The following is a 25,802-nucleotide window of genomic DNA, read 5'->3' as shown; positions in this document are numbered from 1 at the left end:
CGCGGCGTACCCGCGTCGCGGCTGCACGGACGAGTCGGGAGCGGACACACCAAGTGCCAGAGCTGGTCGTACAACTCACCAGGGTGGGCTTCCTCGTGCTGCTCTGGCTCTTCGTGCTCGCCGCGCTCAGAGTCGTCCGCTCGGACCTCTACGCGGCTTCGGGTATGCGCGTCCAGGTGCCGACCTTCGGACGCAAGAAAGAGAAGAAGCCGCGCAACAGCAAGTCGCCGCAGCAGCTGCTGGTGACCCACGGCGCGCTGGCCGGAACCCGCATCGCGCTCGACGGGCGGCCGATCCTCATCGGCCGTGCCGACGACTCCACGTTGGTGCTCGACGACGACTACGCGTCGACCCGGCACGCCCGGATCGCCCAACGCGGTGAGGACTGGTACGTGGAAGATCTGGGCTCGACGAACGGGACGTATCTCGACCGGGCTAAGGTCACTGCACCCCTCCGGGTCCCGCTCGGAGTCCCCATCCGGATCGGCAAGACGGTGATCGAGCTTCGCCCATGACTCTCGTCCTCCGCTACGCAGCCCGCAGCGACCGGGGCCTGGTGCGTTCGAGCAACCAGGACTCCGTGTACGCCGGCCCTCGCCTGCTCGCGCTCGCCGACGGTATGGGTGGCCATGCGGCGGGTGAGGTGGCCAGCAAGGTCGTCATCGCCTCGCTCGCCCCCCTCGACGACGACGAACCCCGCGACGACCTGCTCGCCCAGCTGCGAGAGGCGGTGGCGAACGGCAATGCCGCCATCGCCGAGCTCGTCTCGCAGGACCCCGACCTGGACGGCATGGGCACCACGCTCACCGCCGTCCTGTTCGCCGGGACCCGGCTGGGCCTGGTCCACGTCGGCGACTCGCGCGCCTACCTGTTGCGAGGTGGTCAGTTCGCGCAGATCACGCGCGACGACAGCTTCGTCAACGAACTGCTCGAACAAGGCCGGATCACGCCCGAAGAGGCGGCGGTGCACCCTCAGCGGTCGCTGCTGCTGAAGGCGCTCACCGGGCACGAGGTCGAGCCGAGCTTGACCGTGCGCGAAGCCCGCTCCGGCGACCGGTACCTGATCTGCTCGGACGGCCTGTCCGGCATGGTCAGCGACGAGACGCTGACCGAAGCCGTGCAGATCCCGGACCCGCAGCAGTGCGCGGACCGGATGATCGAGCTGGCGCTCAAGGGCGGCGGCACCGACAACGTCACGGTGATCATCGCCGACGTCGTCGACGTCGACTTCGGCGAGGACGCGCCCATCGTGGGCGGCGCCGCCGGGGACGGCAGCGACGAGCTGCACCAGGGCGATTCGCCCGCGGCCCGGGCCAGGGCGCTGACGCAGCCGTCGCCGCAGCCGCGGCCCGAGCTGCCGCAGCCGAGCGTGGATCCGAAGGCCAAGCGCCGGAAGCGGTTCCGCTGGCTCGCCGGTGCGCTGGTGGTCCTCATCGTGCTCGCCGCGGCCGCCATCGCGACCCGGTACTTCGTCCTGAGTCAGTACTATGTCGGCGAAGGTGCGGACCAGGAGGTCGTGATCTACCGCGGCGTTCCGGGCAGCATCCTCGGCATCGACCTGCACACCTACGAGCAGGGCTCGTGCCCGCCCAACCAGGTGTGCACGGACAAGCTGCGCATCGACCAGCTCCAGGAAGACGCGCGGCTGGCGGTGCAGAACGGCGTCAAGAAGGACAGCCTCGACGACGCGCGGAAGTACATCGACGACTTCCTGCAGCTCCACAAGCGCCTGAACAACTGCGCGCCGGCGGGCGGTCAGCCGTCCTCGACGCCGACCCCCACGGTCACGCCGACGTCCACCCCGTCGGCACCGGCCGGCTCGACTGCTCCGTCGTCGGCGAACCAGCCAGCGGGGAGGGACTGCTCGACGCCGAGTTCGACGGCACCGACGACGGGAGGCGGTAACTGATGAGCCAGCCCGCCGCGCGCGCCGCCGAGCCGCTCGCCGCGCAGTTCCAGACGAACCCACCGCGCGACGTCCCGACCCGCCGCAACACCGAGCTGGTGCTGCTGGGGTTCGCCGCGTTCATCGTCACCATCGCGTTGGTGCTGGTCGAGGCGAACCAGGAGCAGCAGCTCACCTGGTCGATCGTCTGGCTGGGCCTCGCTTACCTCGCGATCTTCGCCGCGGCGCACCTGGCGGTGCGCAAGTGGGCGCCGTACGCGGATCCGGTGCTGCTCCCCTGCGTCGCGCTGCTGAACGGCATCGGCCTGGTGATGATCCACCGGATCGACCTGGCGCTGGCGGAACGGGCCGCGCAGAACGGCAAGGACTACACCCCCGCCGTCACCGCGCAGGTGCTGTTCACGGTCATCTCGCTGGCGTTCTTCGTCGCCGTGCTGGTCTTCGTGACCGACCACCGCACGCTGACCCGCTACGGCTACACCGCTGGCCTGGTCGGGATCGTGGCGCTGGCCCTGCCGGCGCTGCTGCCGTCGAGCCTGTCGGAGGTCAACGGCGCCAAGGTCTGGCTGAAGCTGCCCGGGTTCTCGATCCAGCCGGGCGAGTTCGCGAAGATCCTGCTGATGATCTTCTTCGCCTCGTTCCTGGTGTCGAAGCGCGACCTGTTCATGGTGGCGGGCAAGAAGTTCCTCGGCGTCGAGCTGCCGCGCGCCCGTGACCTGGGCCCGATCCTCATCGCCGCGGTCGCCTGCATCGGCATCCTGGTGTTCGAGAAGGACCTCGGCACGTCGCTGCTGTTCTTCAGCGTCATCCTGATGATGCTGTACGTCGCGACCGAGCGGATCATCTGGGTCGTCCTCGGCCTCAGCTTCTTCGTCGGTGGCTGCCTGATCGCCTACAACCTCTTCACGCACGTCCAGCAGCGCGTCGCCAACTGGCTGGACCCGCTGGCCACCTACGACAAGCTCGGCGGCGGCTACCAGATCGCGCAGGGCCTGTTCGGGCTCGGCACCGGCGGCATCGGCGGCACCGGGCTCGGCGCCGGCCGCCCGGACATGGTCCCGGAGGCCAACACCGACTTCATCACCGCCGCGATCGGCGAAGAGCTCGGCTTCATCGGCCTCGCCGCCGTCCTGATGCTGTACCTGCTGGTCGCGATGCGCGGCATGCGGAGCGCGCTCGCGGTGCGGGACACGTTCGGCAAGCTGCTCGGCGGCGGGCTGGCGTTCACCATGGTCATGCAGATCTTCGTCGTCGTCGGCGGGGTCACGAAACTCATCCCGGAGACCGGTATCACCGCTCCCTTCCTGTCGAAGGGTGGTTCGTCGCTGCTGGCGAACTACATCCTCGTCGCGCTGCTGCTCCGGGTCTCCGATGCCGCCCGGCGGCCCGCTTCCCGTCCGAAGCCACAGGCCCAGCCGCAGGCGCCGATCGCCGAGGCGCACACTGTGCTCGTCCAGCGACCGCCGGCAGACGGGGGCCAGCAGGCATGAACACCCCACTGCGCAAGGTCGGCATGGCGATGCTCGTCATGGTCGTCCTGTTGCTGGCCAACGCCACCTACATCCAGGTCGTGAAGGCCGACGACTACCGCACCGACTCCCGCAACGCACGCGTGCTCTACGACGAGTTCGCCCGCCGCCGCGGCCAGATCGTGTCGCAGGCGAACGGCGAGGTGCTGGCGAAGGTCGACCCGTCGAACGACAAGTACAAGTACACCCGGTCCTACGTCGACGGCCCGATGTACGCACCGGTCACCGGCTACTACTCGATCAACTACGGCTCCGGCGGCCTCGAGCGCTCCGAGGACGACGTGCTGAACGGTTCGGACCCGCGGCTGTTCGTGCGCCGGCTGTCGGACATGGTCACCGGCCGCGACCCCAGCGGCGGCAACGTCCGGCTGACCATCGACCCGGCCGTGCAGAAAGCCGCCTACGACCTGATGACGCAGAAGGGCTACACCGGCGCCGTCGTCGCGATGGAGCCCAAGACCGGCCGGATCCTGGCGATGGTCTCGACACCGTCGTACGACCCGAACAAGCTGGCTTCGCACACGTCGAAGGCGCAGACCGACGCCTGGAACTCCTACGTCAAGGACCCGGACAACCCGATGCTGAACCGGGCGATCTCGGAGACCTACCCGCCGGGTTCGACGATGAAGCTCGTCACCGCGGCGGCCGTGCTCGAAGACGGCAAGGGCCCGGACACCCCGGTCAACCCGGCGCCGAACACGAAGCTGCCCGGCACGAGCGTGACGCTGGAGAACTACGCGGGCGCGGCCTGCCCGGGCAACACGTTCAAGGACGCTCTCGCGCACTCCTGCAACGTCCCGTTCGCGGAGTTCGCCGGCCAGCTCGGCGCGGACAAGCTGAAGAAGACGGCGGCGAACTTCGGCATCGGGCAGACCGACCTGACCGTGCCGATGAAGGTCGCCGCGTCGACGGTCGGCCCGCTCGACTCACAGGGCGCGCTCTACCAGAGCGGCATCGGCCAGCGCGACGTCCGGCTGACCCCGCTGCAGGACTGCCTGCTCGCGGCCACCGTGGCCAACGGCGGGATGGCGATGAAGCCGCAGCTGGTGCAGTCGGTACTCGCGCCGGACCTGTCGACCATCGAGGACTACAGTCCCACCGAGCTCACCGGCACGGCGGCACTCTCGTCGTCGAACGCCGCGATCCTCAAGGACATGATGATCGCTTCCGAGGGCTTCACCGGGGGCGGCGGCAAGCGCCCGGACATCCAGATCGCGTCCAAGACCGGCACCGCCGAGCACGGCACGGACTCGAAGAACACCGCCCCGCACGCGTGGTACACCGCCTTCGCCCCGGCGAACGACCCGCAGATCGCGGTCGCCGTGATCGTCGAGAACGGCGGCGACCGCGGACTGGCCGCGACGGGCGGCAAGGTCGCCTCGGAAATCGGCCGCGCGGCCATCAACGCGAAGCTCGGGGGTGGATAGCGCATGCTGTCCTCCGGTCAGCTCCTGGCCGACCGCTACAAGCTGACGAGCCGGATCGCCGTCGGCGGGATGGGCGAGGTCTGGCAGGCCAGCGACACCCGGCTGGACCGGACCGTGGCCGTCAAGATCCTCAAGGCCGAACTCTCCGGCGACGCCGAGTTCCTCCACCGCTTCCGCACCGAAGCGCGGATGACGGCGTCCCTGAACCACCCCGGCATCGCCGCGGTGCACGACTACGGCGAGACCATCTTCGACGGTGACCTCTCGATCGCGTACCTGGTGATGGAGCTCGTCGATGGCGACCCGCTGGCCGGGTTGCTGGCCAAGCACGGGCGGCTGTCGGCGGAGTTCACGCTCGACATGCTCGAGCAGGCGGGCAACGCGCTGCAGGCCGCGCACGAGCAGGGCCTCGTCCACCGCGACGTCAAGCCGGGCAACATCCTGGTGACGTCGGCGGGCCAGGTAAAGATCACCGACTTCGGCGTCGCCAAGGCCGCCGACGCCGCCCCGGTCACCCGCTCCGGCATGGTCATGGGCACCGCGCACTACATCGCGCCGGAGCAGGCGCTCGGGCACCCGGCCGAGCCGGCGTCCGACGTCTACTCGCTGGCGGTGTGCGGCTACGAATGCCTCGCCGGGCACCGGCCGTTCCTGTCCGAAAACGCTGTGACGGTCGCGATGATGCACATCCGCGACATCGCGCCGCCGCTGCCGCCGGACGTCCCGCCCGCCGCGCGCGCGGTGATCGAGGCGACACTGGTCAAGGACCCGCGGCAGCGCTACAACAACGGCGGCGAGTTCGCGGCCGCCGTCGCCGCGGTCCGCGCCGGGCTGCCGCTGCCGACGCCGTCCGGGCTGGTCAACGCCGCGTACGCGACCGGCCAGCAGCCGGTGCAGCAACCGCCGCAGCAGCAACAGCCGGTCCAGCAACCGCAGCAGCCGATTTCCCAGCCGGTTCCGCCGCAGCAGCAGCACATGCCGGTCGGTCCGCCGTCGCCGGCGGTGAACCCGATGGTCGCCATCGGCCCGCCGTCACGGCCCGTCATGCGTCCGGCAATGGTGCCGGTGCCCCGGAAGAAGACCCAGTGGGGCTGGTGGGCGCTCCTCGCCGCCATCCTGCTCGTTGTCCTGGTGGCGGGCATCGTCCTGGTGGCCAAGATGATCGGCAGCTCGGGCTCGCCACCGCACACCGGCCAGACGTCGAGCCAGGTGGTCCCGGGCAGACAGCCGCCCGCGGAGGCGCCGCCCGCTTCGAGCGCTTACCCGGCGGACACTTCCGGAACGACCGACGATGGCCAGCAAGGCATCATGACCGCACCTTGGACGGAATGGAACGGCACCCAGAGATGAGCACACCCAGACTGCTCTCCAACCGGTACGAGCTGGGCGAAACGCTCGGCTACGGAGGCATGTCCGAGGTCCATCACGGCCACGACGTGCGACTGGGCCGCGAAGTCGCGATCAAGATCCTCCGTGCCGACCTCGCCAGGGATCCGCAGTTCCTGGAGCGTTTCCGCCGTGAGGCGCAGAACGCCGCCGCGCTGAACCACCCGGCGATCGTCGCGGTCTACGACACGGGTGAGGCGAACGCCGAGTTCGGCCCGCTGCCGTACATCGTCATGGAGTACGTCGAAGGCCGGACGCTGCGCGACATCGTCAAGACCGAGGGCCCGATGTCGCAGAAGCGGGCCATGGAGGTCATGGCCGACGTCTGCGCGGCGCTCGACTTCTCGCACCGCCACGGCATCGTGCACCGCGACGTCAAGCCGGCCAACGTGATGATCACGAAGAACGGCGCGGTCAAGGTGATGGACTTCGGCATCGCGCGCGCGATGCACGACGGCCAGTCCGCCATGACCCAGACCGCCGCGGTGATCGGCACGGCGCAGTACCTGTCGCCGGAGCAGGCCCGCGGTGAGTCGGTCGACGCCCGTTCCGACGTCTACGCCGCCGGGTGCGTGTTGTACGAGCTCATCACCGGCGAGCCGCCGTTCACCGGGGACTCCCCGGTCGCGGTCGCCTACCAGCACGTCCGGGAAGACCCGAGCCCGCCGTCGTCGGTGAACCCGGCGGTGGCGCCCGAGCTGGACGCGGTCGTGCTGAAGGCACTGGCCAAGGGCCCGGCGAACCGCTACCAGTCGGCGGCGGAGATGCGCTCGGACCTGGTGCGCACGCTCTCGGGTCAGCGCCCCGCGGCGCCGATGGTGATGTCCGAGGACGAGCGCACGCAGGTGATGAACTCCGACCGGCGGCAGCCGCAGCGCTACGAGGAGTACGACGCCCCGGACGACGAAGACCCGAAGGCCAAGCGCCGTCGCCGGACGATCCTCGGTGTGCTGGCCGCGGTGTTCGTCCTGGGCGCGGTGCTGCTGATCATGTGGCTGTCGGGTTCCTTCAAGGGCGGCGGCGAGGAAGCCACCACGGTGGCGATCCCGGACGTCAAGGGGCAGTCGGAAGTGGCGGCCAAGAACACCCTGCGCGAGAAGGGCCTCAACAACTTCGCGCCGAACAAGTTGGTGCCCTGCGGGATCCCGGACGCGAACGGCAACGTGCCCTGCACCGCCGACCAGATCAACCAGGTCATCGACATCGCCCCCGGCGTGGGCACGCCGGTCGCCACGGCGGCGCAGATCACGCTCACGATCGGCCAGAAGCCGGGCACGACGAAGGTGCCGGAGCTCAAGGGACTTACCCATGACGAGGCCGAAGCGAAGCTGAAGGAAGCCGGCCTGACGCTGAGCCCGTCGGTGCAGGAAGTCAACGTCGACGACCCGAACGACGTGAACAAGGTCGTCAGCCAGACCCCCCAGGCGGACAGCGATGTCCAGCAGGGCTCGAGCGTGTCCATCTCGGTCGGCAAGGGCAAGCAGCAGAAGCAGGTCCCGAGCGTGATCGGCAAGTCCTTCAACGACGCCAACTCCACGCTCACCGGTCTCGGGTTCACCGTGAAGCGGGTGGACCAGCAGTCCGACCAGCCGAAGGACCAGGTCATCCAGCAGATCCCGGTCGGTGGTTCGGTGCCGGTCGGCAGCCAGATCACGCTGACCGTGTCGTCGGGCCAGCCGGACAACAAGATCGAGATGCCGAGCCTGATCGGCATGACGGTCGACGACGCGCAGGCGAAGCTGGAAAGCATGGGCTGGACCCAAACCCTGAAGCAGCAGTCCGACCGGACCAGCACCAAGCCCGAGGGCACGATCACCAAGCAGAGCCCCTCGCCGGGTACGCAGATCGACAAGGACCAGAACGTGACGGTCGGGGTTTCGAACGGCCCGCTGTTCCCGACGTCTCCCACCGGCAGCCCCTGATCCGAGGCACACGAAGAAGGCCCGCACGGTTCGCCGTGCGGGCCTTCTTCGTCTTTCAGGCTTTGTCGAGAAATCCCCGGACGGCGCCGAGAACCTGCTCCGCGTCGCTCGCGGGACCGCAGTCGAGCTCCAGTTCCTCGGCCGCGCCGGAGCGCTTGACCTTCAGGGAGACGGGGGCTTCGCGGCGGCGCCGCAGCCAGGCGAACAGCGACCGGCAGAAGACGCCGGCGGAGTTGCTGGTCACGCCGACCACGACGGCGTCGAACAGCTGGACACGGCCGCGTAGCTCGTCTTCCCCGCGGAGCCAGGCGGCGAGGTCCCGGAGCTCACCGTCGGAGTCCGGCCCGGTGATCGCGACGATCCCAGCCGTCACCCGGTCTCCCTTCGCCCAGATTCGGAGAGAACCCGAACCTTAGTCGTGTTCGAGCACCCGCCGGAACCCTGGCCCGGAAATTGAAGATGGCAAATTGCACTCAGGAACGCCGCTGCACGAGCTTCGAAACGCCGAGGAAGCTCGCGGCCAGCACCACCACCGACGTCACCACCGCCAGGACGAGCGGACCGGCGACCGGTTCCTCGTCGGTCAGGGCGTGCAGCAGCGGGTGGACCAGCGGGATCTTCGCCAGCAGCACGACGATCAGCGTGACCACGGCGGCGAGCACCGTCCAGCCGACCCGCTGCACGAGCAGCCGCGAGCACGGCAGCGCGATCGCGATGCCCAGCAGCGCGCACGCGAGGTGCGCGAGCAGCCCGATGCCCAGCGCCGACGGCTGGACCTTCAGCGACTTGAGCGCCGACCACGCCTCGGTGATCACGGTGAGGACCACCGAAAAGATCAGCACGGTGAAGATCGCGCCGGTGATCATCCGCCGCCACTGCCGCGCGTGGCTCAACGTGACCAGCCGCTGCACCGGGTCCTCGATGTCGAGCAGCGCGATCGTCAGCCAGCACGCGACGACGAGCAGCCCGCCGGCGCTCACGCCGAACAGCGGCAACGGTGGCGAGTGCGGGTCGGCGTAGAGGATCACGCACAGCGCGAGGTAGGCCAGCAGCGCCGGCAGGTACCGCTGGGAATGGCCGAGCAGGGCCAGGTAATAGCGGGTCAGGGCGAGCACGGCGCCACCTCCCGCACCGACCAGCCGTCCTTCAACGCCCGCAGCAGCACGGCGTCCACCGACGCGACCTCGACCGTCAGCACGAGGTGCGCACCCTCGACGACCGCGTGGCGCACGCCGGGCTCGTCCGCCCATTCGGTCCCGTGGCCGCGCAGCACGATCCGCGTCGTCGGCTCGGCGCTCTCCGCCGTGAGCCGGCCCTCGTTCATGAGGTGGACGACGTCGGCGTGGTCGTGCACCACCTGCGGCCGGTGGTCGGTGAACACGACGCTCGCGCCGCGCGCCCGCGTCTCGGCGACGACCTCGCCGAGGATGGCGTGCGTCCCGACGTCGAGCCCGGACCACGGCTCGTCGAGGATCAGCAGGTCCGGCCGCACCATCACGGCCTGCGCGAGCCCGACCTTCTGCGCGTTGCCCTTGGACAGCGTGCGCAGCGGCGCGGTCGGGCCGCCGACCAGCGCGAGCCGCTCGAGCAGCGGGTCGATCACCGAGAGGTCGGCGAGCCCGCGGATGCGCGCCATGTGCCGCAGGTACGCCCGCGCGCCCATGTGCTGGCCGGCCGGGAAGCGGTCCGGCAGGTAGCCGATCCGCGGGCTTCCCGTCACCACGCCGGTGGTCGCGTGCGAGACGCCGGCCATGATCCGCAGCAGCGTCGACTTGCCGGAACCGTTGCTGCCGAGGACGCCGACGACGTGCCCGGGCTCGATGCTCAGGTCGACGTCATGGAGGACGAAGTCACCGCGCCCGTAACGCTTGCCGACTCCCTCGAGCCGGATCACGCAACAGCGGCCTTCTGGAGCGCCTTGGTCGCCCGCTCGAGCTCGTCGACGCGGGCCGGGTCGACGGGGTGGCCCGCCGCGGCCATCCAGTTGGCCAGCATCCGGTGACCGCCCTCGGTGAGCACCGACTCGGGGTGGAACTGGACGCCTTCCAGCGGCAGCTCGCGGTGGCGCATGCCCATCACGATGCCGGACTCCGTGCGGCCGGTCACCTCGAAGACGTCGGCCGGGATGGTGTCGGGCACCACGGTCAAGGAGTGGTACCGGGTGGCCGTGAACTCCTCGGGCAGGTCCTTCAGGACGCCGACGCCGATGTGGCGGACCTGGCTCGTCTTGCCGTGGAGCAGCTCGGGCGCGCGGTCGACGGTCGCGCCGTAGACGACGCCGAGCGCCTGGTGGCCGAGGCAGACCCCGAGCATCGGGGTGCGGGTCTCGGCGCACTTGCGGATGACGTCCATGCTCTGACCAGCGCGTTCAGGTGTGCCCGGGCCGGGCGAGACGAGCACGGCGTCGAATTCGGGCACGCGGTCGAGGTCCACGACGTCGTTGCGCCAGACCGTGCAGTCGGCGCCGAGCTGGGCCAGGTATTGGACCAGGTTGTAGACGAAGCTGTCGTAGTTGTCGACGACGAGAACGCGCATGCCGCCGAGCCTACCGGCTCCCAACCAGTGGACCGTACGGTAAATCACATTTCTAGTTAGGTGACCCTAACTTACCGTGGAGGGTGTGAGCCGAACTCTTCGTGTAGCCGTGGTGGGCGCTGGTCCTGCCGGCATCTACGCCGCCGACATCCTGGACAAGTCCGACGCCGACGTCACGATCGACCTGTTCGAACGCATGCCCGCGCCGTTCGGGCTGATCCGCTACGGCGTCGCGCCCGACCACCCGCGCATCAAGGGCATCGTGACGGCGCTGCACAAGGTGCTCGACAAGCCGAACATCCGCCTGCTGGGCAACATCGACTACGGCACCGACATCAAGCTCGACGAGCTGCGCGAGTTCTACGACGCGGTGATCTTCTCGACCGGCGCGTCCGCCGACCGCGAGCTCGACATCCCGGGCATCGACCTGGACGGCAGCCACGGCGCCGCGGACTTCGTGTCCTGGTACGACGGCCACCCGGACGTGCCGCGCACCTGGCCGCTGACCGCGTCTTCGGTCGCGGTCCTCGGCGTCGGCAACGTCGCGCTGGACGTCGCCCGGATCCTGGCGAAGACGGCCGACGAGCTGCTGACCACGGACATCCCGGAGAACGTCTACCAGGGACTGCGCACCAGCCCGATCACCGACGTGCACGTCTTCGGCCGCCGCGGCCCGGCGCAGGCGAAGTTCACGCCGCTGGAGCTGCGCGAGCTGGACCACTCGCCGAACGTCGAGGTCATCGTGGCCCCGGAGGACATCGAGTTCGACGACGGCAGCATCGCGGCGCTGCGGGCGTCGAAGCAGATCGACATGGTCGTGAAGACGTTGCAGGAGTGGGCGATCCGCGAGCCGGGCACCCGGCAGCGGCGGCTGCACCTGCACTTCTTCCACTCGCCGTCGGAGGTGCTCGGCGAGGACGGCCGGGTCGTGGGCCTGCGGACCGAGCGCACCGAGCTGACCGGCGACGGGACCGTGCGCGGCACCGGCGAGTTCCACGACTGGGACGTCCAGGCGGTGTACCGCGCGGTCGGGTACCTGTCGTCGCACCTGCCGGAACTGCCGTTCGACCACGCGGCCGGCGTCGTGCCGAACCAGGCGGGCCGCGTGCTGGACCTGGACGAGAACCAGCTCCCGGGCGTGTACGTGACCGGCTGGATCAAGCGCGGCCCGGTCGGCCTCATCGGCCACACGAAGGGCGACGCGGCGGAGACGATCGCGAGCCTGCTGTCGGACGCGGACACCCTCTCCGCCCCGAAGTACGCGTCCCCGGACGCGATCCTCGACTTCCTGGCGGCCCGCGGAATCCCGTTCACGACCTGGGAAGGCTGGGGCAAGCTCGACGCGCACGAGAAGTCGCTCGGCCTGGCGGCCGGCCGCGAGCGGATCAAGGTCGTCGAGCGCGAAGAGATGACGCGGGTTTCGCGCGGCTAACCGGCACCGAGGTACGCCAGCACGGCGAGCACGCGGCGGTTCGTGTCGTCCGAGGCCGAGATGCCGAGCTTCTGGAAGATGTTGGCCGTGTGCTTGCCGACCGCGCCTTCGCTGAAGTGCAGCCGTCCGGCGATCGCCGCGTTCGAACAGCCCTCCGCCATCAGCTCCAGCACCTCGCGCTCCCGGGGCGTCAACGCCGCCAGTGGGTCGGAAGCGTTGCCCGCCACCAGTTTCGCGATCACCTCGGGGTCCATCACCGTGCCGCCGGCGGCCACGCGGCGGACGGCGTCGATGAACTGGTCGGCATTGAACACCCGGTCCTTCAGCAGGTAGCCGATCGCGCCCGTGCCGTCGGCCAGCAGCTCGCGGGCGTACAGCTGCTCGACGTGCTGGGACAGCACCAGGATCGGCAGCCCCGGGAACTCCCGGCGGGCCGCCAGCGACACCTGCAGGCCTTCGTCCGTGTTCGTCGGGGGCATTCGGACGTCCACAATGGACACATCGGGTTTGTGCGTCCGCAGGGCCGCCGCCAGTTCCGGACCACTGCCGACCGCCGCGACGACGTCGAAGCCGTGTGCTGCCAAGAGATGCGTCAAGCCGTCTCGGAGGAGGTACTGGTCTTCGGCGACAACGGTGCGGGGTCGATCTGGCACGGGATCTCCACGGTCGCCCTGGTCGGCCCGCCGATCGGGCTGGTCAGGGTCAACCTACCGTCGAAGCCGCCGAGCCGGCGCTCGATTCCGCGCAGTCCCGAACCGCGGGCCGGAACAGCGCCGCCCGGGCCGTCGTCGGTCACCACGACCGTCAGCTCGTCGTCGGCGAACCCGACGTCGATCGTCACGCGTCCCGCGCCGTGCTTCGCCGCGTTGCCCAGCAGCTCCGACACCGCGAAGTACGTACACGCCTCCACCGGCTCCTCGATGCGCCCCGGCAGCGAGCCCGTGACCTGCGCCTTCAGCGGGCTGTCCATGGCCAGCGCGCGCACGGCGTCCAGGAGCCCGCGCTCGGACAGCACCGGCGGGTGGATGCCGCGGATCAGCACCCGCAGCTCGGTGAGCGCCTCCGACGACGACGCGCGCAGCTCGGCCGCGAGCCGCTTCGCCGCCGCCGGGTCGGTGTCCACCAGCGCCTCGACCGCGCCGAGCTTCATCCCCATCGCCACCAGCCGCGACTGGATCCCGTCGTGCAGGTCGCGTTCGATCCGCCGCAGCTCCGCCGCCTGCGTGACCGTTACGTCCGTGCGCGTCTGCTTCAGCCGTTCGACGCGGTGGGCGAGCCGGGACGCCTCGGTCGGCCCCAGCCAGACCCGCGCGAACCGGGCCTGCTGCCGGGCCAGCCACGTCGTCGGGGCCAGGCCGAGGGCGAGCAGCACCAGCGCGAGCGGCGTCTGCGCGGCCGCGCCGAGGTGCGTCGACACCTCGGGCAGCGGGAACCACCGGACCGGTGACGTCACGAACGGCCGCCACACCCACAGCGTCAGCAGGCCGAAGGCCCCCCAGCCGAGCAGCGCCACCACCGGCAGGGTCAGCGCCAGCGACACCAGCGGGATCAGGCCGCTCCCGATGAAGTCGCGCCAGGTGGCGCGGTCGCCGAGGACCCACCGCCGCCGCGCGTGCTGGACCGGCCAGAACGGCTCCTCGTACAGCTGCTTGCCGACCTGGTAGAGGCCGTCCGGGCGGGGCACCGGCAGGCCGGGCGGCGGCAGGTACGGCTTTCCGATCCGCACGCCGGTCCAGTTTCCGGCCTCGCGGCGCAGGGTGTCCGTGATGGTCCGGCCCCACAGCACGACGGGCGTCGCCAGCGGCAGGACGCCGGCGATGACGATCAGCTGCCACACCGAGAAGACCAGCTGCACCAGGGAAAGCGCGAGGATGCCGCACTGGTGCCCCAGCGATTCGAGGTGCTGGTGCAGCCAGGCGCGGTGCGGTTTCGCGGGCGGGCGGGCGCCGATCCACCAGCGCGTCCACCGGCCGTAGCCGCGCAGCACCGCCGGTCCACCGAGCAGCACGGCGACCGGCAGCGCCAGCGTGCACAGCGGGTTCAGCAGCTGCCACGTGAACTCGCGCCCCGCCGCCGGGTCCTCGAGCGCCCACGTGAGCCGGTGCTGCCAGCGGACCCAGAACGCCCGCTTGTAGAGCGTGTTGCCGTCGCGGTACCAGCCGTCGCGTTCCCGCGCCGGTTCCGGCGGCTCGGGCTGGTACGGCGCCGCGATCTCGACGTCGCACCAGTGCGCGGCCAGTGTCCGCGCGGTCGCCGACCGGTGCCGCGTCCATTCGACCGCCGGGCCGAGGAAGAAGACCAGCCCGACGCACAGCAGCGCGAACGCGATCAGCTCGACCAGCACGTCGAACCAGCTGAGGAAGGCGAACGCGGCCAGCGCGCAGGCCCGGCCCAGCGCACGCAAGTACGTCATCCGGCACCTCCTTCCCCCGCGATCTTCGCCGAACCGCCCGCTCCCGCGCAGTGCCCTGAGCCCCACGAAGGGGGTGGGCCCAGCCCCACCCCGGCGTCAGCAAAACCCTACTTGAGCTGGGGATTCAGCGTCATTCTGCGCGGCGCCGAACCTTCGTAGCTTGGTCACCATGCCCCTCATCGAAGTCACCGATCTCCGCAAGAGCTACGGCTCCCGGGTCGCGGTCGACGGCGTTTCCTTCACCGTCGAGCGCGGCGAAATCTTCGGCATCCTCGGCACGAACGGCGCCGGGAAGACCACCACGGTCGAATGCCTGCAGGGCCTCCGCCAGGCCGACGGCGGAACGATCTCCGTGCTCGGCCTCGACCCCGCGGCCGACCGCGCCGCGCTGACCCGCCGGGTCGGCGTCCAGCTGCAGGAGAGCCGGCTGCCCGCGAAGCTGCGGGTGCGGGAGGCGCTGGAGCTGTTCGCGGCCTTCTACCCGGACCCGGCCGACGTCGACGTCCTGCTCGACCGGCTCGACCTGCGCGACCACCAGCGCAGCTGCTTCGGGAAGCTCTCCGGCGGCCAGAAGCAACGGGTGTCGATCGCGCTCGCGCTGGTGGGCAACCCCGAGCTGGCCATCCTGGACGAGCTGACCACCGGGCTCGACCCGCACGCCCGCCGCGAAACGTGGCGGCTGGTCGAGGGTGTGCGCGCCGCCGGCGTCACCGTCCTGCTGGTCACGCACTTCATGGACGAGGCCGAGCGGCTCTGCGACCGCGTCGCGATCTTCGACGCCGGGCGCGTGGTCGCGACCGGCACCCCGACCGAGCTCCGCGCCGCGGCCGGAGCCTCCACTTTGGACGACGCGTTCGTCTCGCTCACGAGGAGCACCCGGTGACCACCTTCGCCAAGATCACCACCACCGAAGCGAAACTCTTCCTCCGCACGCCGTTCATGGGCATCGCGGGCATCCTGCTGCCGGCCGCGGTGCTGCTGGCGGTGGGCGCCATCCCCGGGATGACGGAGCCCAGCCCGGCGGCGGGTGGCTTCCGGTTCATCGACGCCTGGGTGCCGTCGGTGATCGTCATCAGTCTCGCGATGCTGGCGCTGCAGTCGATCCCGGGCGCCGTCGCCACCTACCGCGAGCAGGGCGTGCTGCGCCGGCTGGCGACGACGCCGGTGCACCCGGCGAACCTGCTGGGCGCGCAGCTGCTGATCCACGTCGTCGTCGCGCTGGCGGGCATCGGCCTGACGCTGGGCGTGGCGCACGCGGCCTACGACGTCCCGATGCCGAAGCACCCGCTGCTGTTCCTGGTGACGCTGCTGCTCGGCACGGTCTCGATGTTTTCGTTCGGCCTGCTGGCGGCGGCGGTCGCCCGGACGGCCAAGGCCGCGGGCGGGTTCGCGCTGATCGCGTTCATCCCGACGATGTTCTTCGGCGGCGTCTACCTGCCGCGGGCGCTGCTGCCGGAGGTCCTGCGGCGGATCGGCGACTACGTCCCGCCGGGCACGCAGCCGCTGCAGGACGCCTGGGTCGGGGCCGGCGTGCAGCCGCTGCAGCTGGTCGTGCTCGCCGGCTTCGCGGTGATCGGAACGGCGTTGGCGGCGAAGCTCTTCCGCTGGGAGTGAGCCGCCTTCCGCCATATTGGTGATGATCATCGTTTTCTCTTGTGGCGGGGCCACGCGGCCGGTAGCCAGGGAAGTGGCCCTGCTCAAACTGGAGGTTCGATGTCCCTGGACGTGTCACCCGCGCTGCTGGAGAAGGCCGAGCGCGGGGAGGTCTCCGACGCCGAGTTCGTCACGTGCGTCAAGGAATCCCTGCCGTACGCCTGGGAGGTCATCACCGGCGTCATCGCCGACGCCGAGGGCGCGGCGGACGGTTTCGCCGACAACGAGACGCCGCCACCGAGCGAAGCCGCCCGCGGCCAGCTGCTGCGAGCCCTGGCCTCGGACGCGATCCGCGGCGGCCTCGAGCGCCACTTCGGCGTCAAGCTGGCCTTCCAGAACTGCCACCGGGTCGCGGTGTTCAAGAACTCCGAGCTGGACGGCGACCGCTACCGCGCGTTCGTCTCGCCGCGCGGCCAGCTGCTCAACCAGAGCCCGGAGCTGCGGGACTGCTAGCCCGCAGCGCGGGCAGCACCTCGGTGCCGATCCGCGCGATGTTCGCGTACGTGCCCTCCGGCGTGCCCGACGCCTCCACAAGCATCAGCACGTGGGAGACGCCGGTGCGCCGGAGGCTCGTTTCCAGCGTCCGGACGCAGTGGGCCGTGTCGCCGACGGGGTGGATCGCGCAGAGCCGTTCGGTGTACTCCCCCGGATCCCGCGCGGGCCCGGGCCGCCCGTCGAGCGTGACGTGCGCGCCGAGCCCATCCTTCAGCCAGGCCGGGAGTGCCCGGCGCACGACGTCGGCGTCGCCCACCTGGCAGAGCACGGTCGAGACGTGGTCCGCGGGCTTCCCGTAAGCCTTGACGGTTTTCGCTTTGTCCTCGTCGTCGGCGTGCAGGCCGAGCAGCATCGGCAGGTTCCGTTCGGCGGCCAGCCGCACGGCGTCCGACGCGGGCCCGCCACAAGCCACGACGACGTCCGGCCGCCGTTCCGGAGTGGGCACGACGGGCACCTCGCGGAAGGCGAAGTGGCGGCCCCGGGCGTGCACCCGCCCGGTGGTGGCGTTCAGGAGGACGTCGAGGGTTTCCTCGAAGCCGGTCTCGTAGCGGTCCAGGCCGGTACCGAAGACCTCGAGGTCCTGCCACGGCCCACCACGCCCGACACCGAGCCTCAGCCGCCCCCCGGAGACGGCGTCGAGCATCGCCCACTGCTCGGCCAGGGCAACGGGATGCGCGGTCGACAGGACGCTGACGGCGGTCCCGACCCCGATCCGCGACGTCCGGCCGAGCACGTGCGCGGCGAGCGTGATGGCGGACGGGCACACGCCGTACGGCACGAAGTGGTGTTCGGCGAACCAGACGTCATCGAAGCCGGCCTCTTCGGCCAGCTCGGCGGCGCGGACGGACCGGCGGAGGACGTCGCCGTCGGATTGCCCGGGGAAGCGGCCGCTGACCAGGAAAGCCCCGAACCTCAAGGCCCGAGCCCGACCAGCAGGCGCGCGGTCGGCAGCCCGCTCTCGAGGTACCGCACGAACAACTCGTTGTGCAGCGCCCACGGCGACCGCCGCAGCCGGACCAGCGCGACGGCCTCCGGCACGGTGAGTCCGAGCCCGGCTCCCGGTGGGTTCCGGCTCAGTTGACCGCGACCTCGTTGAACCACAGGCGCGGCTCCAGCCACGGGAACACCACGAACATCAGCAGCGCCACGACGCCGAGGGCGAGGACCACCGCGATCGTCAGCTTCACCGCGAACGGGCCGGGGAACTTCCGCCAGAGCCAGGCGTACATCAGGCCTCCCCGATCTTCGAGAGCAGGTCGCCGTAGTCCTTGACCTGGTTCTTCGGCACCTGCTGGGTCAGCACCGACGTGATGATGAGCCGTTGCTGGGCGGAGAACTGGGGGTGGCACGTGGTGAGCGTGAGCAGCGCGGCCTGCTGGGCCTTCGGCAGCGTCTCGGCGCTCTTGTACGGGACCGGGTTCACCGCGGTGCCCTGGCTGGGCAGCACGACCTTGCGGCCGAACGTCTCGTCGTACGCGCCGCCGTCTTCGGCGCCGGGGTCGCGCAGGGTCGAGACGCCCTTGCACTTCGGGTCGGCGCCCTTGCCGCCCGCCCAGTTCTCGATCTCGTCGTCGTAGGGCAGGACCTTGTAGATGTAGAAGTCGGTCGAGGTTTCGATCACGATCTGGTCACAGGACGACAGGTTGTCCAGGTCGTTGAACGGCGCGCCCTTGCCGACGCGGTGGCCGGCGACGGCGAAGTTGCCGGGCTCGCCGGGCAGCGAAGTGCCCTTGTAGTGACCGGGCCCGACCTCCAGGGAGGCGTCGTCGGTGCCCTCCTGGATCGTGAAGTTGTAGTCGACGCCGAACGTCGGGATGTGGATGCGGGCGAACGCCTTGCCGTCGATCAGCTCGGGGTGCAGCGTGCGGTCGTGCGCCCACTCGCCGTCGAGCTGGTCGCTCGCCTCGGACTGCTTGCCCGCCGAGAACAGGTCGGTCACGTACAGCTCGTAGACCATGAACAGCAGCACGACCAGGCCCAGCGTGATGAGGACTTCGCCGGCGGTCCGGATCGCGACGCCACCCTTGCCCAGCGGCGCGGGGGGCGGCTTCTCGGCGGTCGCGGTGCCACCCTTGCCGACCGGGGCGAACACGACCGTCTCCTCGGCCGAGCCCGGCGGCGGCGCGGGGCTGGTGTAGCGGCGGGGCGGCGGCCCCTGCGGGCGCCGCGGAGGCTGCCCGGGGGGCTGGCGGGGCGGCATCTGGCCGCGTGGGGGCGTGGCGGGACGGCGCTGGGGAACCGGCCGTTGCCCGGGGTGTCTGCGCCGGTCGTCATCCGGTCCTTCGCGCGTAGTCACGCAAGCTCCTCTCAAGCCGCGTCCGACACTTGGTGACCCCGACGTCACGGTACGGGAAATCCAACCACTCCCGGCCGCTGCTTTCCTGCGGTCGTTTACGTTAACGTGTGCACGTGGCGCTGGTTGCGCACCCCGAGCGGGTCATCGCCACCGACCAGCCCGAACAGCACCGCGAGGAACAGATGCCCAAGTCCAAGGTCCGCAAGAAGACGGCTTACACCCCGCCTGCCGACCGGCGCACGCCGGTGAAGGTGCGGGCAGCCGGTCCCACCGGTCTCGCCTGGAAGATCCCGATGTTCGGGCTGATGCTCGTGGGCCTGATCTGGCTGCTGGTGAACTACATCGCCGGGGACAAGATCTCGTGGATGGCCGACCTGGGCAACTGGAACTTCGCCGGCGGGTTCGCGCTGATGATCGCCGGTCTTCTCATGACTATGCGCTGGCGCTGATTATTACTCCGAATGGCGGCTTGACGCCGAATTACACCGGTGTGACTCATCCCCAGTGTGGATAACCCCTGTGGATAACTACCCCACCTCGTGGGCACCGCGGCAGGCGCTTGTGGTATCGGCCTGGGCGGTCACCGCGCTGCTGCTGGTCGGTGTCGTGGCCGACGTGGTGACCGGCGACCGCGGCGGCCTGGTGCTGTTCGCACTGGCCACGCTGGCCGCCGGCGCGTTCGCCGCCCACTCGACGCTCGTCCGGCCCCGGCTGGCCGCCGACGCCGAGGGCTTGGTGGCCAGGACGCTGAGCGGCACGCACCGGCTGCCCTGGGCGCAGACCCGCACGCGGCTGCGCACCACCCGCCGGCTGGGCCGCGACGGCGTCACGCTCGAGGTCGAGCACGAAGACGAGCTGTACGTCTTCGGGTGGCTCGACCTCGGCGAGGACCCCCGTGACGTCCTGGACGTGCTCAGCACGCTGCGGGCGCGCGGCTAACCGCAGGTGTAGTACGGGCCCTGCCGGTACTGGATGAACTGGCAGGTTTCGGGCGGGAACTGCGAGCCCTTGTAGACGATCAGGCCGATGATCGCGACGGCGATGATCGCGATGCCGATCGCTTGGTAGCGCGCCTGGTTGACCTGCGGCGCGTAGAGCAGCGCGACGGTGAGCAGCGCCCCCGTCACCAGGCCGCCGGCGTGCGCCCAGATCGAGATGCCCGGGATGCCGAAGGTGATGAAGGCGTTCAGCGCGAGCGTGATGACCAGGCCGGTGGGGTTCAGGCGCAGCTTCAGCACGGTGACCGCGTAGGCGCCCATCAGGCCGAACAGCGCGCCGGACGCGCCGGCCGTGCCCGGGAACCCGGCGGGGTCGCCGAACAGCAGCACCGCCGCCGACGCGCCGAGCATGGAGACGAAGTAGAGCGCGAGGTACCGGCCGCGGCCGGTGACCTGCTCCAGCGACCGGCCCATCATCCACAGCGAGAACATGTTGACCGCGATGTGGATAGGTCCGAAGTGCAGGAACCCGCTGGTCAGGACGCGCCACCACTCGTTGTGGCCGAGCGTCGCGTCGCCGTAGAGGGTGCCGTACTGGAAGAGCGATGACAGTTCGTTGTCGTTGAGGCTGCCCGCCTGGACGACCGTGATCAGGAAGACCAGGACGTTCACGGCGAGGATGGCCTGGGTGACGAGCACCGACTGGGACAGCCGCGCACCGAAGACGGTGCGCTGGCCGAACCCGGCTTCCTGGTAGCCGCGTTGCTGGCGGCGCTGCTGCTGCGCGCCGCTGTGGACGCAGTCGGTGCAGTGGAAGCCGACGGGGGCTTCGCGGAGGCAATCCGGGCACGCCGGACGCCCGCACCGGGAACAGCTCAGCCCGGTCGGGCGGTTCGGGTGCCACCAGCACCCGGGAAGGGCGGCCTGGGGTTGCGCGGCGGGGTTCGGCGGTTGGTTCACGATGAGAACCAACCTACCGAAACCTGACCGGTTCAGCCCTCGTGGTCGATCGTGACCTTCTCGATGACGACGTCGGTCAGCGGACGGTCCGCCGGGCCGGTCGAGGTGCGGCCGATCGCGTCGACGACGTTGCGCGACTCCTGGTCGGCCACCTCGCCGAAGATCGTGTGCTTGAAGTTCAGGTGGGTCGTCGGCGCGACGGTGATGAAGAACTGCGAGCCGTTCGTGCCGGGTCCCGCGTTGGCCATGGCCAGCAGGTACGGCTTGCTGAACTGCAGCTCCGGGTGGAACTCGTCGCCGAACTTGTAGCCGGGACCGCCGCGGCCCGTGCCGGTCGGGTCGCCGCCCTGCAGCATGAAGCCGTCGATGACCCGGTGGAAGATCGAACCGTCGTAGAAGGGGCCGGAGTTCGTGCCCGCCGCGTTCGGCTGGGTGTACTCCTTGGTGCCTTCCGCGAGCCCGACGAAGTTCGCGACCGTCTTCGGCGCGTGGTCGGGGAGGAGGTTCAGGTTGATGTCACCCTGGTTGGTGTGCAGCGTCGCTTTCACAGGTTCATCGTGCCATCTGCAGCGGGCGGCGGCGAAAAGGGGCACGATAGGTTACGGGTAACAGAGCAGTGTCAAAACGAATGATGAGGTGAAGTCCATGTCCCGGGCGACAGCCCAGGCCGCCGAGACCGCCGACAAACTCGTCTCCGAGGGCGTCAAGCACGGCCGGCGCGCGCAGAAGCAGCTCGCGAAGAAGACCGAGCTCACCCGCAAGGAGCTCAAGAAGAGCTCGAAGGCCGCTCGCCAGGAGGCTCTCTCCCGCCTGTCCGAGCTGCGCAAGCCGGGTCGCAAGGCCAAGAAGGCCGCCATCAAGGCCGCGAAGGCGGCCGGCGAGTCGAAGCGCCGCGGCAAGAAGGACTTCAAGTCCGCCAAGAAGGACTTCGCCGCTGCCGTGGTCGAGGCGAAGGCTGCTGCCAAGGGCACCCGCAGCCGTCGTCGCTGGCCGTGGCTGCTCGGCCTGGTCGTGGTCGGCGCCGGTGCCGCCTACGTGCTCCGGTCGAAGCAGGAGCCGCCGGTCGCGCCCGCGCCGCCGAAGGCCACCCCGCCCGCGCCGAAGCCCGCCGAAGCGGCGAAGCCGAGCCCGCAGGCGAACGGCAAGGCGCCGTCCCCGGCGCCCGCCGAGAAGAAGAACTGAGCGGCACACGAAGAGGCCCCCGGGCGTGCACCCGGGGGCCTCTTCAGTGGTGCCTGGAGTCCGATCAGACGGCAGCGGCGTGCTTGTCGATCAGCTGGCCGAGGCGGGGCAGCGCCTCCTCGACGTTCTTCTTGCCGTTCGGGCGCAGCTTGCCGTAGACCTTCTTGATGCTGTCGCGGCTGCTGCGCTCGGCGCGCGAGTCGGTGACGCTCAGCAGCGCGTCGGAAGCCTCGTCCGAGCGGCTGGTCAGGTAGGCGCCGAAGTCGTTGCCACCCTTGGCGCGGTAGTCGCCGTAGAACGGCTCGAGCGCGGAGGCGAAGTCCGGCAGCAGGGTGTCGACGGCCGAGGGGATGATGCCCGGCTTGATCTTCTTGACCGCGGCGAAGCCGGTCTTGACGACGGCACCCGAAACGCCGCCCTTGTCCGAGACCTCGGCGTCGACGAGGGTTTCGAAGTCGCTCACGACGGCCGGACGACGGCCGGAGTCGAGCAGGATGTCCTTGAGGGTGTCAGCCACGAATCTAGTCCTTTGTCGTTGCAGATTTTGTGCCCGGCCCCCGGGGGTGGGGATCCCCCGATGGCTGCGGTGCGCGAGTCCACGAAGCCTGCGCGTGACGCACAGGGTAATACAAGATCAACATCACTCACCCGTGTGGAGCCCGCTACCTAGAGCTTCAGAGCGGCGATAGCCTTCTTGACCACTGTGCGTGCCTTTACGCTTTGCTTCTGGTTGGTGGTCGCGATGACCGCCGCGGACCCCTTCGAGACCGCGTAGACGGCCCCGTCATCGGTCGATTCGTAGCCGCCCTTCCAGCCGGTCGGATCGCTCGCCGGGTTGGACGAATCGACCGGCGCCACCTTGTTGACCAGCGCGGTCGCCGTCTTCGCGTCCCCGACGTACACCCGGACGGTGAGCTGGATCTTCCCGTCCGGGCGGTAGAAGAAGCACGCCGGGTGCGGCTTGTCCGCGGACACCCGCACCTTCGACACGTGCTGCCCGTTCGAGTCGGCCACGAACTCGCTGTCGAGGTACGGACAGTCACCGGTCTCGGCCGGCTCGGGATCCGGTGGCAGCTCCGACCCCGCGGCCGTGCCGGCGGACACCGACGGCGGGCTGGGGGTCGCGGTACCGGACACGATGGAGGGGCCGCAGCCGGCCAGCAGCACCACGGCGGGCGCGAGAAGTACGAGTCGTCGCATAGCGCGCACAGTCAACCATGAAGCATGTGTGAAAACCGCTGGCTGAACTCGGCGTGACAGCCGGGCGTGCGACGATGGCGTCGTGCTTACCCCCGAGCAGTACCTCGGCGTGGTGGCCGAGCGCATCCAGCGGTCCGGCGGCAACTTCGGGTCCGTGCAGATCGGGCCCGCGCTCTGCCCCGTCGGGTTGTTCGCCGAGTCGGTGATGCTCTCGACGATGAACTACTGCGTCATCGCGGCGGCCGTCCCCGAGGTCAGCGCCGCCGCGTTGTACGACTTCACCGGCCGTGCCACGCAGTACGCGCGCGCCAACATGGTCGGCACCATGGGCTGGACCGCGGGTTCGGTCGTCATCGCCGGGCTCGTCGCGCCGCACGTGTATCCGGACGCCGCGCAGGCCGCGTCGGCGAAGTCGGGCAACCAGTTCGGCGGCGAGACGCGGATGGTCGCCGTGGACCTCACGGCCGGGCAGACGTACGCGTTCACCGGCGGGAAGATGTGGGGCGCGGCGATGCACGGCGCGATCCGCGCCAAGCTGACGTTCTGCTTCCCGCCACCCGCCGAGGCCTATCAGCAGGTGCAGTGGCAGCAGGCGCAGGTCCAGCCACCGATGGCCGCGCCGCCGGTGCCGCCCCCGCCGGCCGCCGGACCGCAGGCGCCCGGCTACCCGCCGCCGGGGCAGCAGCCGTACGGTTACTGACATGGTCGCGTTGCGCGGATGGCCCTCGTTCCCCGAAGAACTTCCCGTGTTCACACCGGAAACGGCGGCGGCGGACCCGCAGACGCTCTTCGTCGAGTGGCTGACCGAAGCCGGCGAGCACGTGCTGGCCCCGCACGCCGTCACACTGTCCACAGTGGACGCCGATGGCGCGCCGGACGCGCGGGTGGTGATCCTCAAGGACGTCGGCCCGGCCGGCTGGGCGGTCGCGACCAGCTCGGAAAGCCCGAAGGGGTCGCAGCTGCGCAAGGACCCCCGCGCCGCGCTGACGTTCTTCTGGCCCGGACGCGGCCGTCAGGTCCGGCTGCGCGGCCCGGTCTCCCCCGCGGCGCCCGAGGTGTCCGCGGCGGACTTCCTGGCCCGGCCGCCGGCTTCGCGCGTCGAGGCGTTCATCGGGCACCAGTCCCAGGTGCTGCACGACCCGGCGGACCTCGACGCGGCGGCCGCGGAAGCGGAACGCTGGGTCTCGGAAAACCCGGACACGGCCCCGGAAACGTGGACGCGCTACCTCGTCGACCCGGACGAGGTCGAGTTCTGGCAAGCGAGCCACGACCGTCGGCACGTGCGGCTGCGGTACCGCAAGGCCGAGGGTGACTGGGTCCGCGAGCGTCTCTGGCCTTGACCGCCCGGACGTCACGGCGTAGGCAGGAAATCCGACAAAACGGAGGCCCGCATGCGCCGAACCGTCGTCCTCGCTCTGACCGCCGTGCTGTCCGCGGGGCTGTTGTCCGGCGCTTCCGCCGGTGAAGTCTCGCCGTCGCGGCACCCCGCCGTGTTCGAGACGGTGTTCGCGTCACCCCTCGGCCTCGAAGGCTTGACCACCGACGGCCGCGGCAACCTCTACACCCCGGCGCGCGGCGCCGATCCCTGCCCGGTCTACCGGGTCGCGGCCACCGGCGGACCGGCGGCGGTCGTCGGCACGATCCCGGCGCCGTGCAACCCCACCGGGCTCACGTTCGACCGCCGCGGCCGGCTGTACGTCGCGAACGCCGACACCGTGGTGTCGTTCGTGCCGGACGCGGCGAACCCGCCGGCGGCGACGGTGTTCGCGAGCGGCGTCCCGGGCGCGAACGGCCTGGCGTTCGACCGGTCGGGCGCACTGTGGATCTCCGACGGCGGCACCGGCCAGGGCCGCGTCTGGCGGGCGGGTGCGGACGGCGTCGCGCTCGAACAGTTCCGCGTGCAGCCCATGGTCAGCGACGTCATCCCCGGTGGAATCGGCCGGGACGTGCGGGGCCTGCCGCCCGGCTCGGTCACGATCACGCCGAGCGGAAGGACCGCGGCGGACACGGCGGGCTCGCAGCACATCGTCGCGAACGGCCTGGCCTTCACCGCGGACGGCACGCTGCTGATCGCGGACACGGCCCGAGGCGCGCTGTGGCGCGTGCCGATGGACCGCGGCGGCCGCCCCCGCGCGTCGACCGGCTGCGACAGCGCGTTCCCGGCGGACACGCTGTGCCTGGACGACGTCGACGTGCAGCACCCGTACCTGGAGGGCGCCGACGGGATCGTCCTCGACCGCGCGGGCAACGTCTGGACGGCGGCGAACGAGCGCAACGCGATCGTGCTGGCCCGCCGCGACGGCCGGGTCGTCGAGTACTTCCGCAACCCGGCCGACGCGACGTCGAAGCTGCGCAACGGCGGGCCGCTGGAGTTCCCGACCAGCCCGGTGCTGCTCCCGGACGGCCGCCTGTGCGTCACCAACTCCGACGGCAACCGTCGCGACAACGCGCCGAACACCGCGGGCGAAGCGAATCCGGCGGGCCCGGTGCGGGCCAAGATCTCTTGCGTCAAGCCCTGAGCGCGGCGC

The 25,802-nt window shown here is 70.5% G+C and carries 30 protein-coding genes; 16 read left to right on the top strand and 14 right to left on the bottom strand.

Annotated features, from left to right (window positions below; all coding sequences use genetic code 11):
• Nucleotides 1-53: 53 nt before the first annotated feature.
• From ABZ342_RS10000 to pknB, 6 genes are read left to right on the top strand one after another with little or no spacing between them, the layout of a single operon-like run.
• Nucleotides 54-515: an FHA domain-containing protein gene (locus tag ABZ342_RS10000; RefSeq protein WP_155548339.1), complete on the top strand. Its 462-nt coding sequence runs from the start codon at nt 54-56 to the stop codon at nt 513-515.
• Nucleotides 512-1,909 carry a PP2C family serine/threonine-protein phosphatase gene (locus tag ABZ342_RS09995; RefSeq protein ID WP_360470912.1) on the top strand — a complete coding sequence of 466 codons (1,398 nt, stop codon included), beginning with the start codon at nt 512-514 and terminating at the stop codon, nt 1,907-1,909. Before ABZ342_RS10000 ends, ABZ342_RS09995 begins: the two co-directional genes overlap by 4 nt.
• Nucleotides 1,909-3,396, top strand: coding sequence for an FtsW/RodA/SpoVE family cell cycle protein (locus ABZ342_RS09990; RefSeq protein ID WP_155548337.1), 1,488 nt, complete (start codon nt 1,909-1,911; stop codon nt 3,394-3,396). Before ABZ342_RS09995 ends, ABZ342_RS09990 begins: the two co-directional genes overlap by 1 nt.
• Nucleotides 3,393-4,862 (top strand): penicillin-binding protein 2, encoded by a 1,470-nt coding sequence (locus ABZ342_RS09985; RefSeq protein WP_360470909.1) that lies wholly within the window; start codon nt 3,393-3,395, stop codon nt 4,860-4,862. The genes ABZ342_RS09990 and ABZ342_RS09985 overlap by 4 nt, the downstream gene beginning before the upstream one ends.
• A gap of 3 nt (nt 4,863-4,865) precedes the next feature.
• Nucleotides 4,866-6,212: a serine/threonine-protein kinase gene (locus tag ABZ342_RS09980; protein ID WP_155548335.1), complete on the top strand. Its 1,347-nt coding sequence runs from the start codon at nt 4,866-4,868 to the stop codon at nt 6,210-6,212.
• Nucleotides 6,209-8,170, top strand: coding sequence for a Stk1 family PASTA domain-containing Ser/Thr kinase (gene pknB, locus ABZ342_RS09975; protein ID WP_360470905.1), 1,962 nt, complete (start codon nt 6,209-6,211; stop codon nt 8,168-8,170). Before ABZ342_RS09980 ends, pknB begins: the two co-directional genes overlap by 4 nt.
• A gap of 55 nt (nt 8,171-8,225) precedes the next feature.
• Here pknB and ABZ342_RS09970 read toward each other — a convergent pair whose 3' ends face one another.
• From ABZ342_RS09970 to ABZ342_RS09955, 4 genes are all read right to left on the bottom strand, one after another.
• A complete protein-coding gene (locus tag ABZ342_RS09970; RefSeq protein WP_155548333.1) occupies nt 8,226-8,543 on the bottom strand; it encodes a hypothetical protein in 318 nt (105 codons plus the stop codon).
• 100 nt (nt 8,544-8,643) lie between these two features.
• A complete protein-coding gene (locus tag ABZ342_RS09965) occupies nt 8,644-9,285 on the bottom strand; it encodes a hypothetical protein (protein WP_360470903.1) in 642 nt (213 codons plus the stop codon).
• The gene (locus ABZ342_RS09960) at nt 9,273-10,064 is read right to left on the bottom strand and encodes an ATP-binding cassette domain-containing protein (RefSeq protein ID WP_360470900.1); all 792 of its coding nucleotides are present in this window, start codon (nt 10,062-10,064) and stop codon (nt 9,273-9,275) included. Before ABZ342_RS09960 ends, ABZ342_RS09965 begins: the two co-directional genes overlap by 13 nt.
• On the bottom strand, nt 10,061-10,705 hold the full coding sequence (locus ABZ342_RS09955; protein ID WP_360470897.1) for an aminodeoxychorismate/anthranilate synthase component II: 645 nt from the start codon (nt 10,703-10,705) through the stop codon (nt 10,061-10,063). Before ABZ342_RS09955 ends, ABZ342_RS09960 begins: the two co-directional genes overlap by 4 nt.
• 112 nt (nt 10,706-10,817) lie before the next feature.
• On the opposite strand from ABZ342_RS09955, the gene ABZ342_RS09950 reads away from it, so the two are divergent.
• On the top strand, nt 10,818-12,137 hold the full coding sequence (locus tag ABZ342_RS09950; RefSeq protein ID WP_360470894.1) for an FAD-dependent oxidoreductase: 1,320 nt from the start codon (nt 10,818-10,820) through the stop codon (nt 12,135-12,137).
• Here ABZ342_RS09950 and ABZ342_RS09945 read toward each other — a convergent pair.
• Together ABZ342_RS09945 and ABZ342_RS09940 are read right to left on the bottom strand one after the other, a co-directional pair.
• On the bottom strand, nt 12,134-12,790 hold the full coding sequence (locus tag ABZ342_RS09945; protein ID WP_155548329.1) for a response regulator transcription factor: 657 nt from the start codon (nt 12,788-12,790) through the stop codon (nt 12,134-12,136). The two genes, ABZ342_RS09950 and ABZ342_RS09945, sit on opposite strands and share 4 nt — an antisense overlap.
• Nucleotides 12,730-14,550 (bottom strand): histidine kinase, encoded by a 1,821-nt coding sequence (locus tag ABZ342_RS09940; protein WP_360470891.1) that lies wholly within the window; start codon nt 14,548-14,550, stop codon nt 12,730-12,732. The genes ABZ342_RS09945 and ABZ342_RS09940 overlap by 61 nt, the downstream gene beginning before the upstream one ends.
• Before the next feature lie 169 nt (nt 14,551-14,719).
• On the opposite strand from ABZ342_RS09940, the gene ABZ342_RS09935 reads away from it, so the two are divergent.
• From ABZ342_RS09935 to ABZ342_RS09925, 3 genes are all read left to right on the top strand, one after another.
• Complete coding sequence (locus tag ABZ342_RS09935) at nt 14,720-15,433, top strand: ABC transporter ATP-binding protein (RefSeq protein ID WP_360470889.1); 714 nt, start codon at nt 14,720-14,722, stop codon at nt 15,431-15,433.
• A complete protein-coding gene (locus tag ABZ342_RS09930; protein WP_360470886.1) occupies nt 15,430-16,164 on the top strand; it encodes an ABC transporter permease in 735 nt (244 codons plus the stop codon). The genes ABZ342_RS09935 and ABZ342_RS09930 overlap by 4 nt, the downstream gene beginning before the upstream one ends.
• 99 nt (nt 16,165-16,263) lie before the next feature.
• Nucleotides 16,264-16,656 carry an SCO5389 family protein gene (locus ABZ342_RS09925; protein WP_323325327.1) on the top strand — a complete coding sequence of 131 codons (393 nt, stop codon included), beginning with the start codon at nt 16,264-16,266 and terminating at the stop codon, nt 16,654-16,656.
• Here ABZ342_RS09925 and ABZ342_RS09920 read toward each other — a convergent pair.
• Genes ABZ342_RS09920 through ABZ342_RS09905 form a run of 4 tightly spaced genes read right to left on the bottom strand, consistent with a single transcriptional unit; the run spans nt 16,625 to nt 18,898 of the window.
• A complete protein-coding gene (locus ABZ342_RS09920; RefSeq protein ID WP_360470882.1) occupies nt 16,625-17,614 on the bottom strand; it encodes an LLM class flavin-dependent oxidoreductase in 990 nt (329 codons plus the stop codon). The genes ABZ342_RS09925 and ABZ342_RS09920 overlap by 32 nt on opposite strands.
• Entirely contained in the window at nt 17,611-17,736 is a 126-nt protein-coding gene (locus ABZ342_RS09915) for a hypothetical protein (RefSeq protein ID WP_360470879.1), read from the bottom strand. Before ABZ342_RS09915 ends, ABZ342_RS09920 begins: the two co-directional genes overlap by 4 nt.
• Nucleotides 17,737-17,771: 35 nt before the next feature.
• Nucleotides 17,772-17,927, bottom strand: coding sequence for a hypothetical protein (locus ABZ342_RS09910; protein WP_086675995.1), 156 nt, complete (start codon nt 17,925-17,927; stop codon nt 17,772-17,774).
• Complete coding sequence (locus tag ABZ342_RS09905; protein ID WP_155549397.1) at nt 17,927-18,898, bottom strand: class E sortase; 972 nt, start codon at nt 18,896-18,898, stop codon at nt 17,927-17,929. Before ABZ342_RS09905 ends, ABZ342_RS09910 begins: the two co-directional genes overlap by 1 nt.
• 278 nt (nt 18,899-19,176) lie before the next feature.
• Here ABZ342_RS09905 and crgA point away from each other — a divergent pair, with 278 nt between their 5' ends.
• Together crgA and ABZ342_RS09895 are read left to right on the top strand one after the other, a co-directional pair.
• Nucleotides 19,177-19,443, top strand: coding sequence for a cell division protein CrgA (gene crgA, locus ABZ342_RS09900; RefSeq protein ID WP_155548322.1), 267 nt, complete (start codon nt 19,177-19,179; stop codon nt 19,441-19,443).
• A gap of 70 nt (nt 19,444-19,513) precedes the next feature.
• The gene (locus ABZ342_RS09895; protein WP_360470876.1) at nt 19,514-19,933 is read left to right on the top strand and encodes a PH domain-containing protein; all 420 of its coding nucleotides are present in this window, start codon (nt 19,514-19,516) and stop codon (nt 19,931-19,933) included.
• Here the strand turns inward: ABZ342_RS09895 and ABZ342_RS09890 are convergent.
• Nucleotides 19,930-20,892, bottom strand: coding sequence for a rhomboid family intramembrane serine protease (locus ABZ342_RS09890; RefSeq protein ID WP_360470873.1), 963 nt, complete (start codon nt 20,890-20,892; stop codon nt 19,930-19,932). The two genes, ABZ342_RS09895 and ABZ342_RS09890, sit on opposite strands and share 4 nt — an antisense overlap.
• Before the next feature lie 32 nt (nt 20,893-20,924).
• Entirely contained in the window at nt 20,925-21,440 is a 516-nt protein-coding gene (locus ABZ342_RS09885) for a peptidylprolyl isomerase (protein WP_155548321.1), read from the bottom strand.
• A 97-nt stretch (nt 21,441-21,537) separates the two neighbouring features.
• Between ABZ342_RS09885 and ABZ342_RS09880 the strand changes: the two genes are divergently transcribed.
• Nucleotides 21,538-22,074 carry a hypothetical protein gene (locus ABZ342_RS09880; protein ID WP_155548320.1) on the top strand — a complete coding sequence of 179 codons (537 nt, stop codon included), beginning with the start codon at nt 21,538-21,540 and terminating at the stop codon, nt 22,072-22,074.
• Between the two features lie 64 nt (nt 22,075-22,138).
• Here the strand turns inward: ABZ342_RS09880 and ABZ342_RS09875 are convergent, their stop codons facing one another.
• Together ABZ342_RS09875 and ABZ342_RS09870 are read right to left on the bottom strand one after the other, a co-directional pair.
• Nucleotides 22,139-22,591: a hypothetical protein gene (locus ABZ342_RS09875; protein ID WP_155548319.1), complete on the bottom strand. Its 453-nt coding sequence runs from the start codon at nt 22,589-22,591 to the stop codon at nt 22,139-22,141.
• A 149-nt stretch (nt 22,592-22,740) separates the two neighbouring features.
• Nucleotides 22,741-23,274, bottom strand: coding sequence for a DUF2020 domain-containing protein (locus ABZ342_RS09870; RefSeq protein WP_196425814.1), 534 nt, complete (start codon nt 23,272-23,274; stop codon nt 22,741-22,743).
• 82 nt (nt 23,275-23,356) lie between these two features.
• Here ABZ342_RS09870 and ABZ342_RS09865 point away from each other — a divergent pair, with 82 nt between their 5' ends.
• Genes ABZ342_RS09865 through ABZ342_RS09855 form a run of 3 tightly spaced genes read left to right on the top strand, consistent with a single transcriptional unit; the run spans nt 23,357 to nt 25,793 of the window.
• The gene (locus ABZ342_RS09865; RefSeq protein ID WP_155548318.1) at nt 23,357-23,974 is read left to right on the top strand and encodes a hypothetical protein; all 618 of its coding nucleotides are present in this window, start codon (nt 23,357-23,359) and stop codon (nt 23,972-23,974) included.
• A 1-nt stretch (nt 23,975) separates the two neighbouring features.
• Entirely contained in the window at nt 23,976-24,614 is a 639-nt protein-coding gene (locus ABZ342_RS09860) for a pyridoxal 5'-phosphate synthase (protein ID WP_360470868.1), read from the top strand.
• Between the two features lie 51 nt (nt 24,615-24,665).
• Nucleotides 24,666-25,793 (top strand): SMP-30/gluconolactonase/LRE family protein, encoded by a 1,128-nt coding sequence (locus ABZ342_RS09855; RefSeq protein ID WP_360470865.1) that lies wholly within the window; start codon nt 24,666-24,668, stop codon nt 25,791-25,793.
• The last annotated feature ends 9 nt before the right edge of the window (nt 25,794-25,802 follow it).

It is taken from the genome of Amycolatopsis sp. NPDC005961 (assembly GCF_040629235.1).
In the GTDB taxonomy this organism is placed as follows: domain Bacteria; phylum Actinomycetota; class Actinomycetes; order Mycobacteriales; family Pseudonocardiaceae; genus Amycolatopsis; species Amycolatopsis camponoti.
Note: the sequence above shows the minus strand (reverse complement) of the source record. Positions and strands in the feature narration are given on the sequence as shown.

Coding starts and splice junctions, on each gene's coding strand:
- ABZ342_RS09905 (WP_155549397.1), bottom strand. CDS start 18,898: ATGCCGCCCCGCCAGCCCCCCGGGCAGCCTCCGCGGCGCCCGCAGGGG.
- ABZ342_RS09935 (WP_360470889.1), top strand. CDS start 14,720: ATGCCCCTCATCGAAGTCACCGATCTCCGCAAGAGCTACGGCTCCCGG.
- ABZ342_RS09860 (WP_360470868.1), top strand. CDS start 23,976: ATGGTCGCGTTGCGCGGATGGCCCTCGTTCCCCGAAGAACTTCCCGTG.
- ABZ342_RS09870 (WP_196425814.1), bottom strand. CDS start 23,274: ATGCGACGACTCGTACTTCTCGCGCCCGCCGTGGTGCTGCTGGCCGGC.
- pknB (WP_360470905.1), top strand. CDS start 6,209: ATGAGCACACCCAGACTGCTCTCCAACCGGTACGAGCTGGGCGAAACG.
- ABZ342_RS09980 (WP_155548335.1), top strand. CDS start 4,866: ATGCTGTCCTCCGGTCAGCTCCTGGCCGACCGCTACAAGCTGACGAGC.
- ABZ342_RS09855 (WP_360470865.1), top strand. CDS start 24,666: ATGCGCCGAACCGTCGTCCTCGCTCTGACCGCCGTGCTGTCCGCGGGG.
- ABZ342_RS09940 (WP_360470891.1), bottom strand. CDS start 14,550: ATGACGTACTTGCGTGCGCTGGGCCGGGCCTGCGCGCTGGCCGCGTTC.
- ABZ342_RS09985 (WP_360470909.1), top strand. CDS start 3,393: ATGAACACCCCACTGCGCAAGGTCGGCATGGCGATGCTCGTCATGGTC.
- ABZ342_RS09995 (WP_360470912.1), top strand. CDS start 512: ATGACTCTCGTCCTCCGCTACGCAGCCCGCAGCGACCGGGGCCTGGTG.
- crgA (WP_155548322.1), top strand. CDS start 19,177: ATGCCCAAGTCCAAGGTCCGCAAGAAGACGGCTTACACCCCGCCTGCC.
- ABZ342_RS09990 (WP_155548337.1), top strand. CDS start 1,909: ATGAGCCAGCCCGCCGCGCGCGCCGCCGAGCCGCTCGCCGCGCAGTTC.
- ABZ342_RS09955 (WP_360470897.1), bottom strand. CDS start 10,705: ATGCGCGTTCTCGTCGTCGACAACTACGACAGCTTCGTCTACAACCTG.
- ABZ342_RS09925 (WP_323325327.1), top strand. CDS start 16,264: ATGTCCCTGGACGTGTCACCCGCGCTGCTGGAGAAGGCCGAGCGCGGG.
- ABZ342_RS09910 (WP_086675995.1), bottom strand. CDS start 17,927: ATGTACGCCTGGCTCTGGCGGAAGTTCCCCGGCCCGTTCGCGGTGAAG.
- ABZ342_RS09880 (WP_155548320.1), top strand. CDS start 21,538: ATGTCCCGGGCGACAGCCCAGGCCGCCGAGACCGCCGACAAACTCGTC.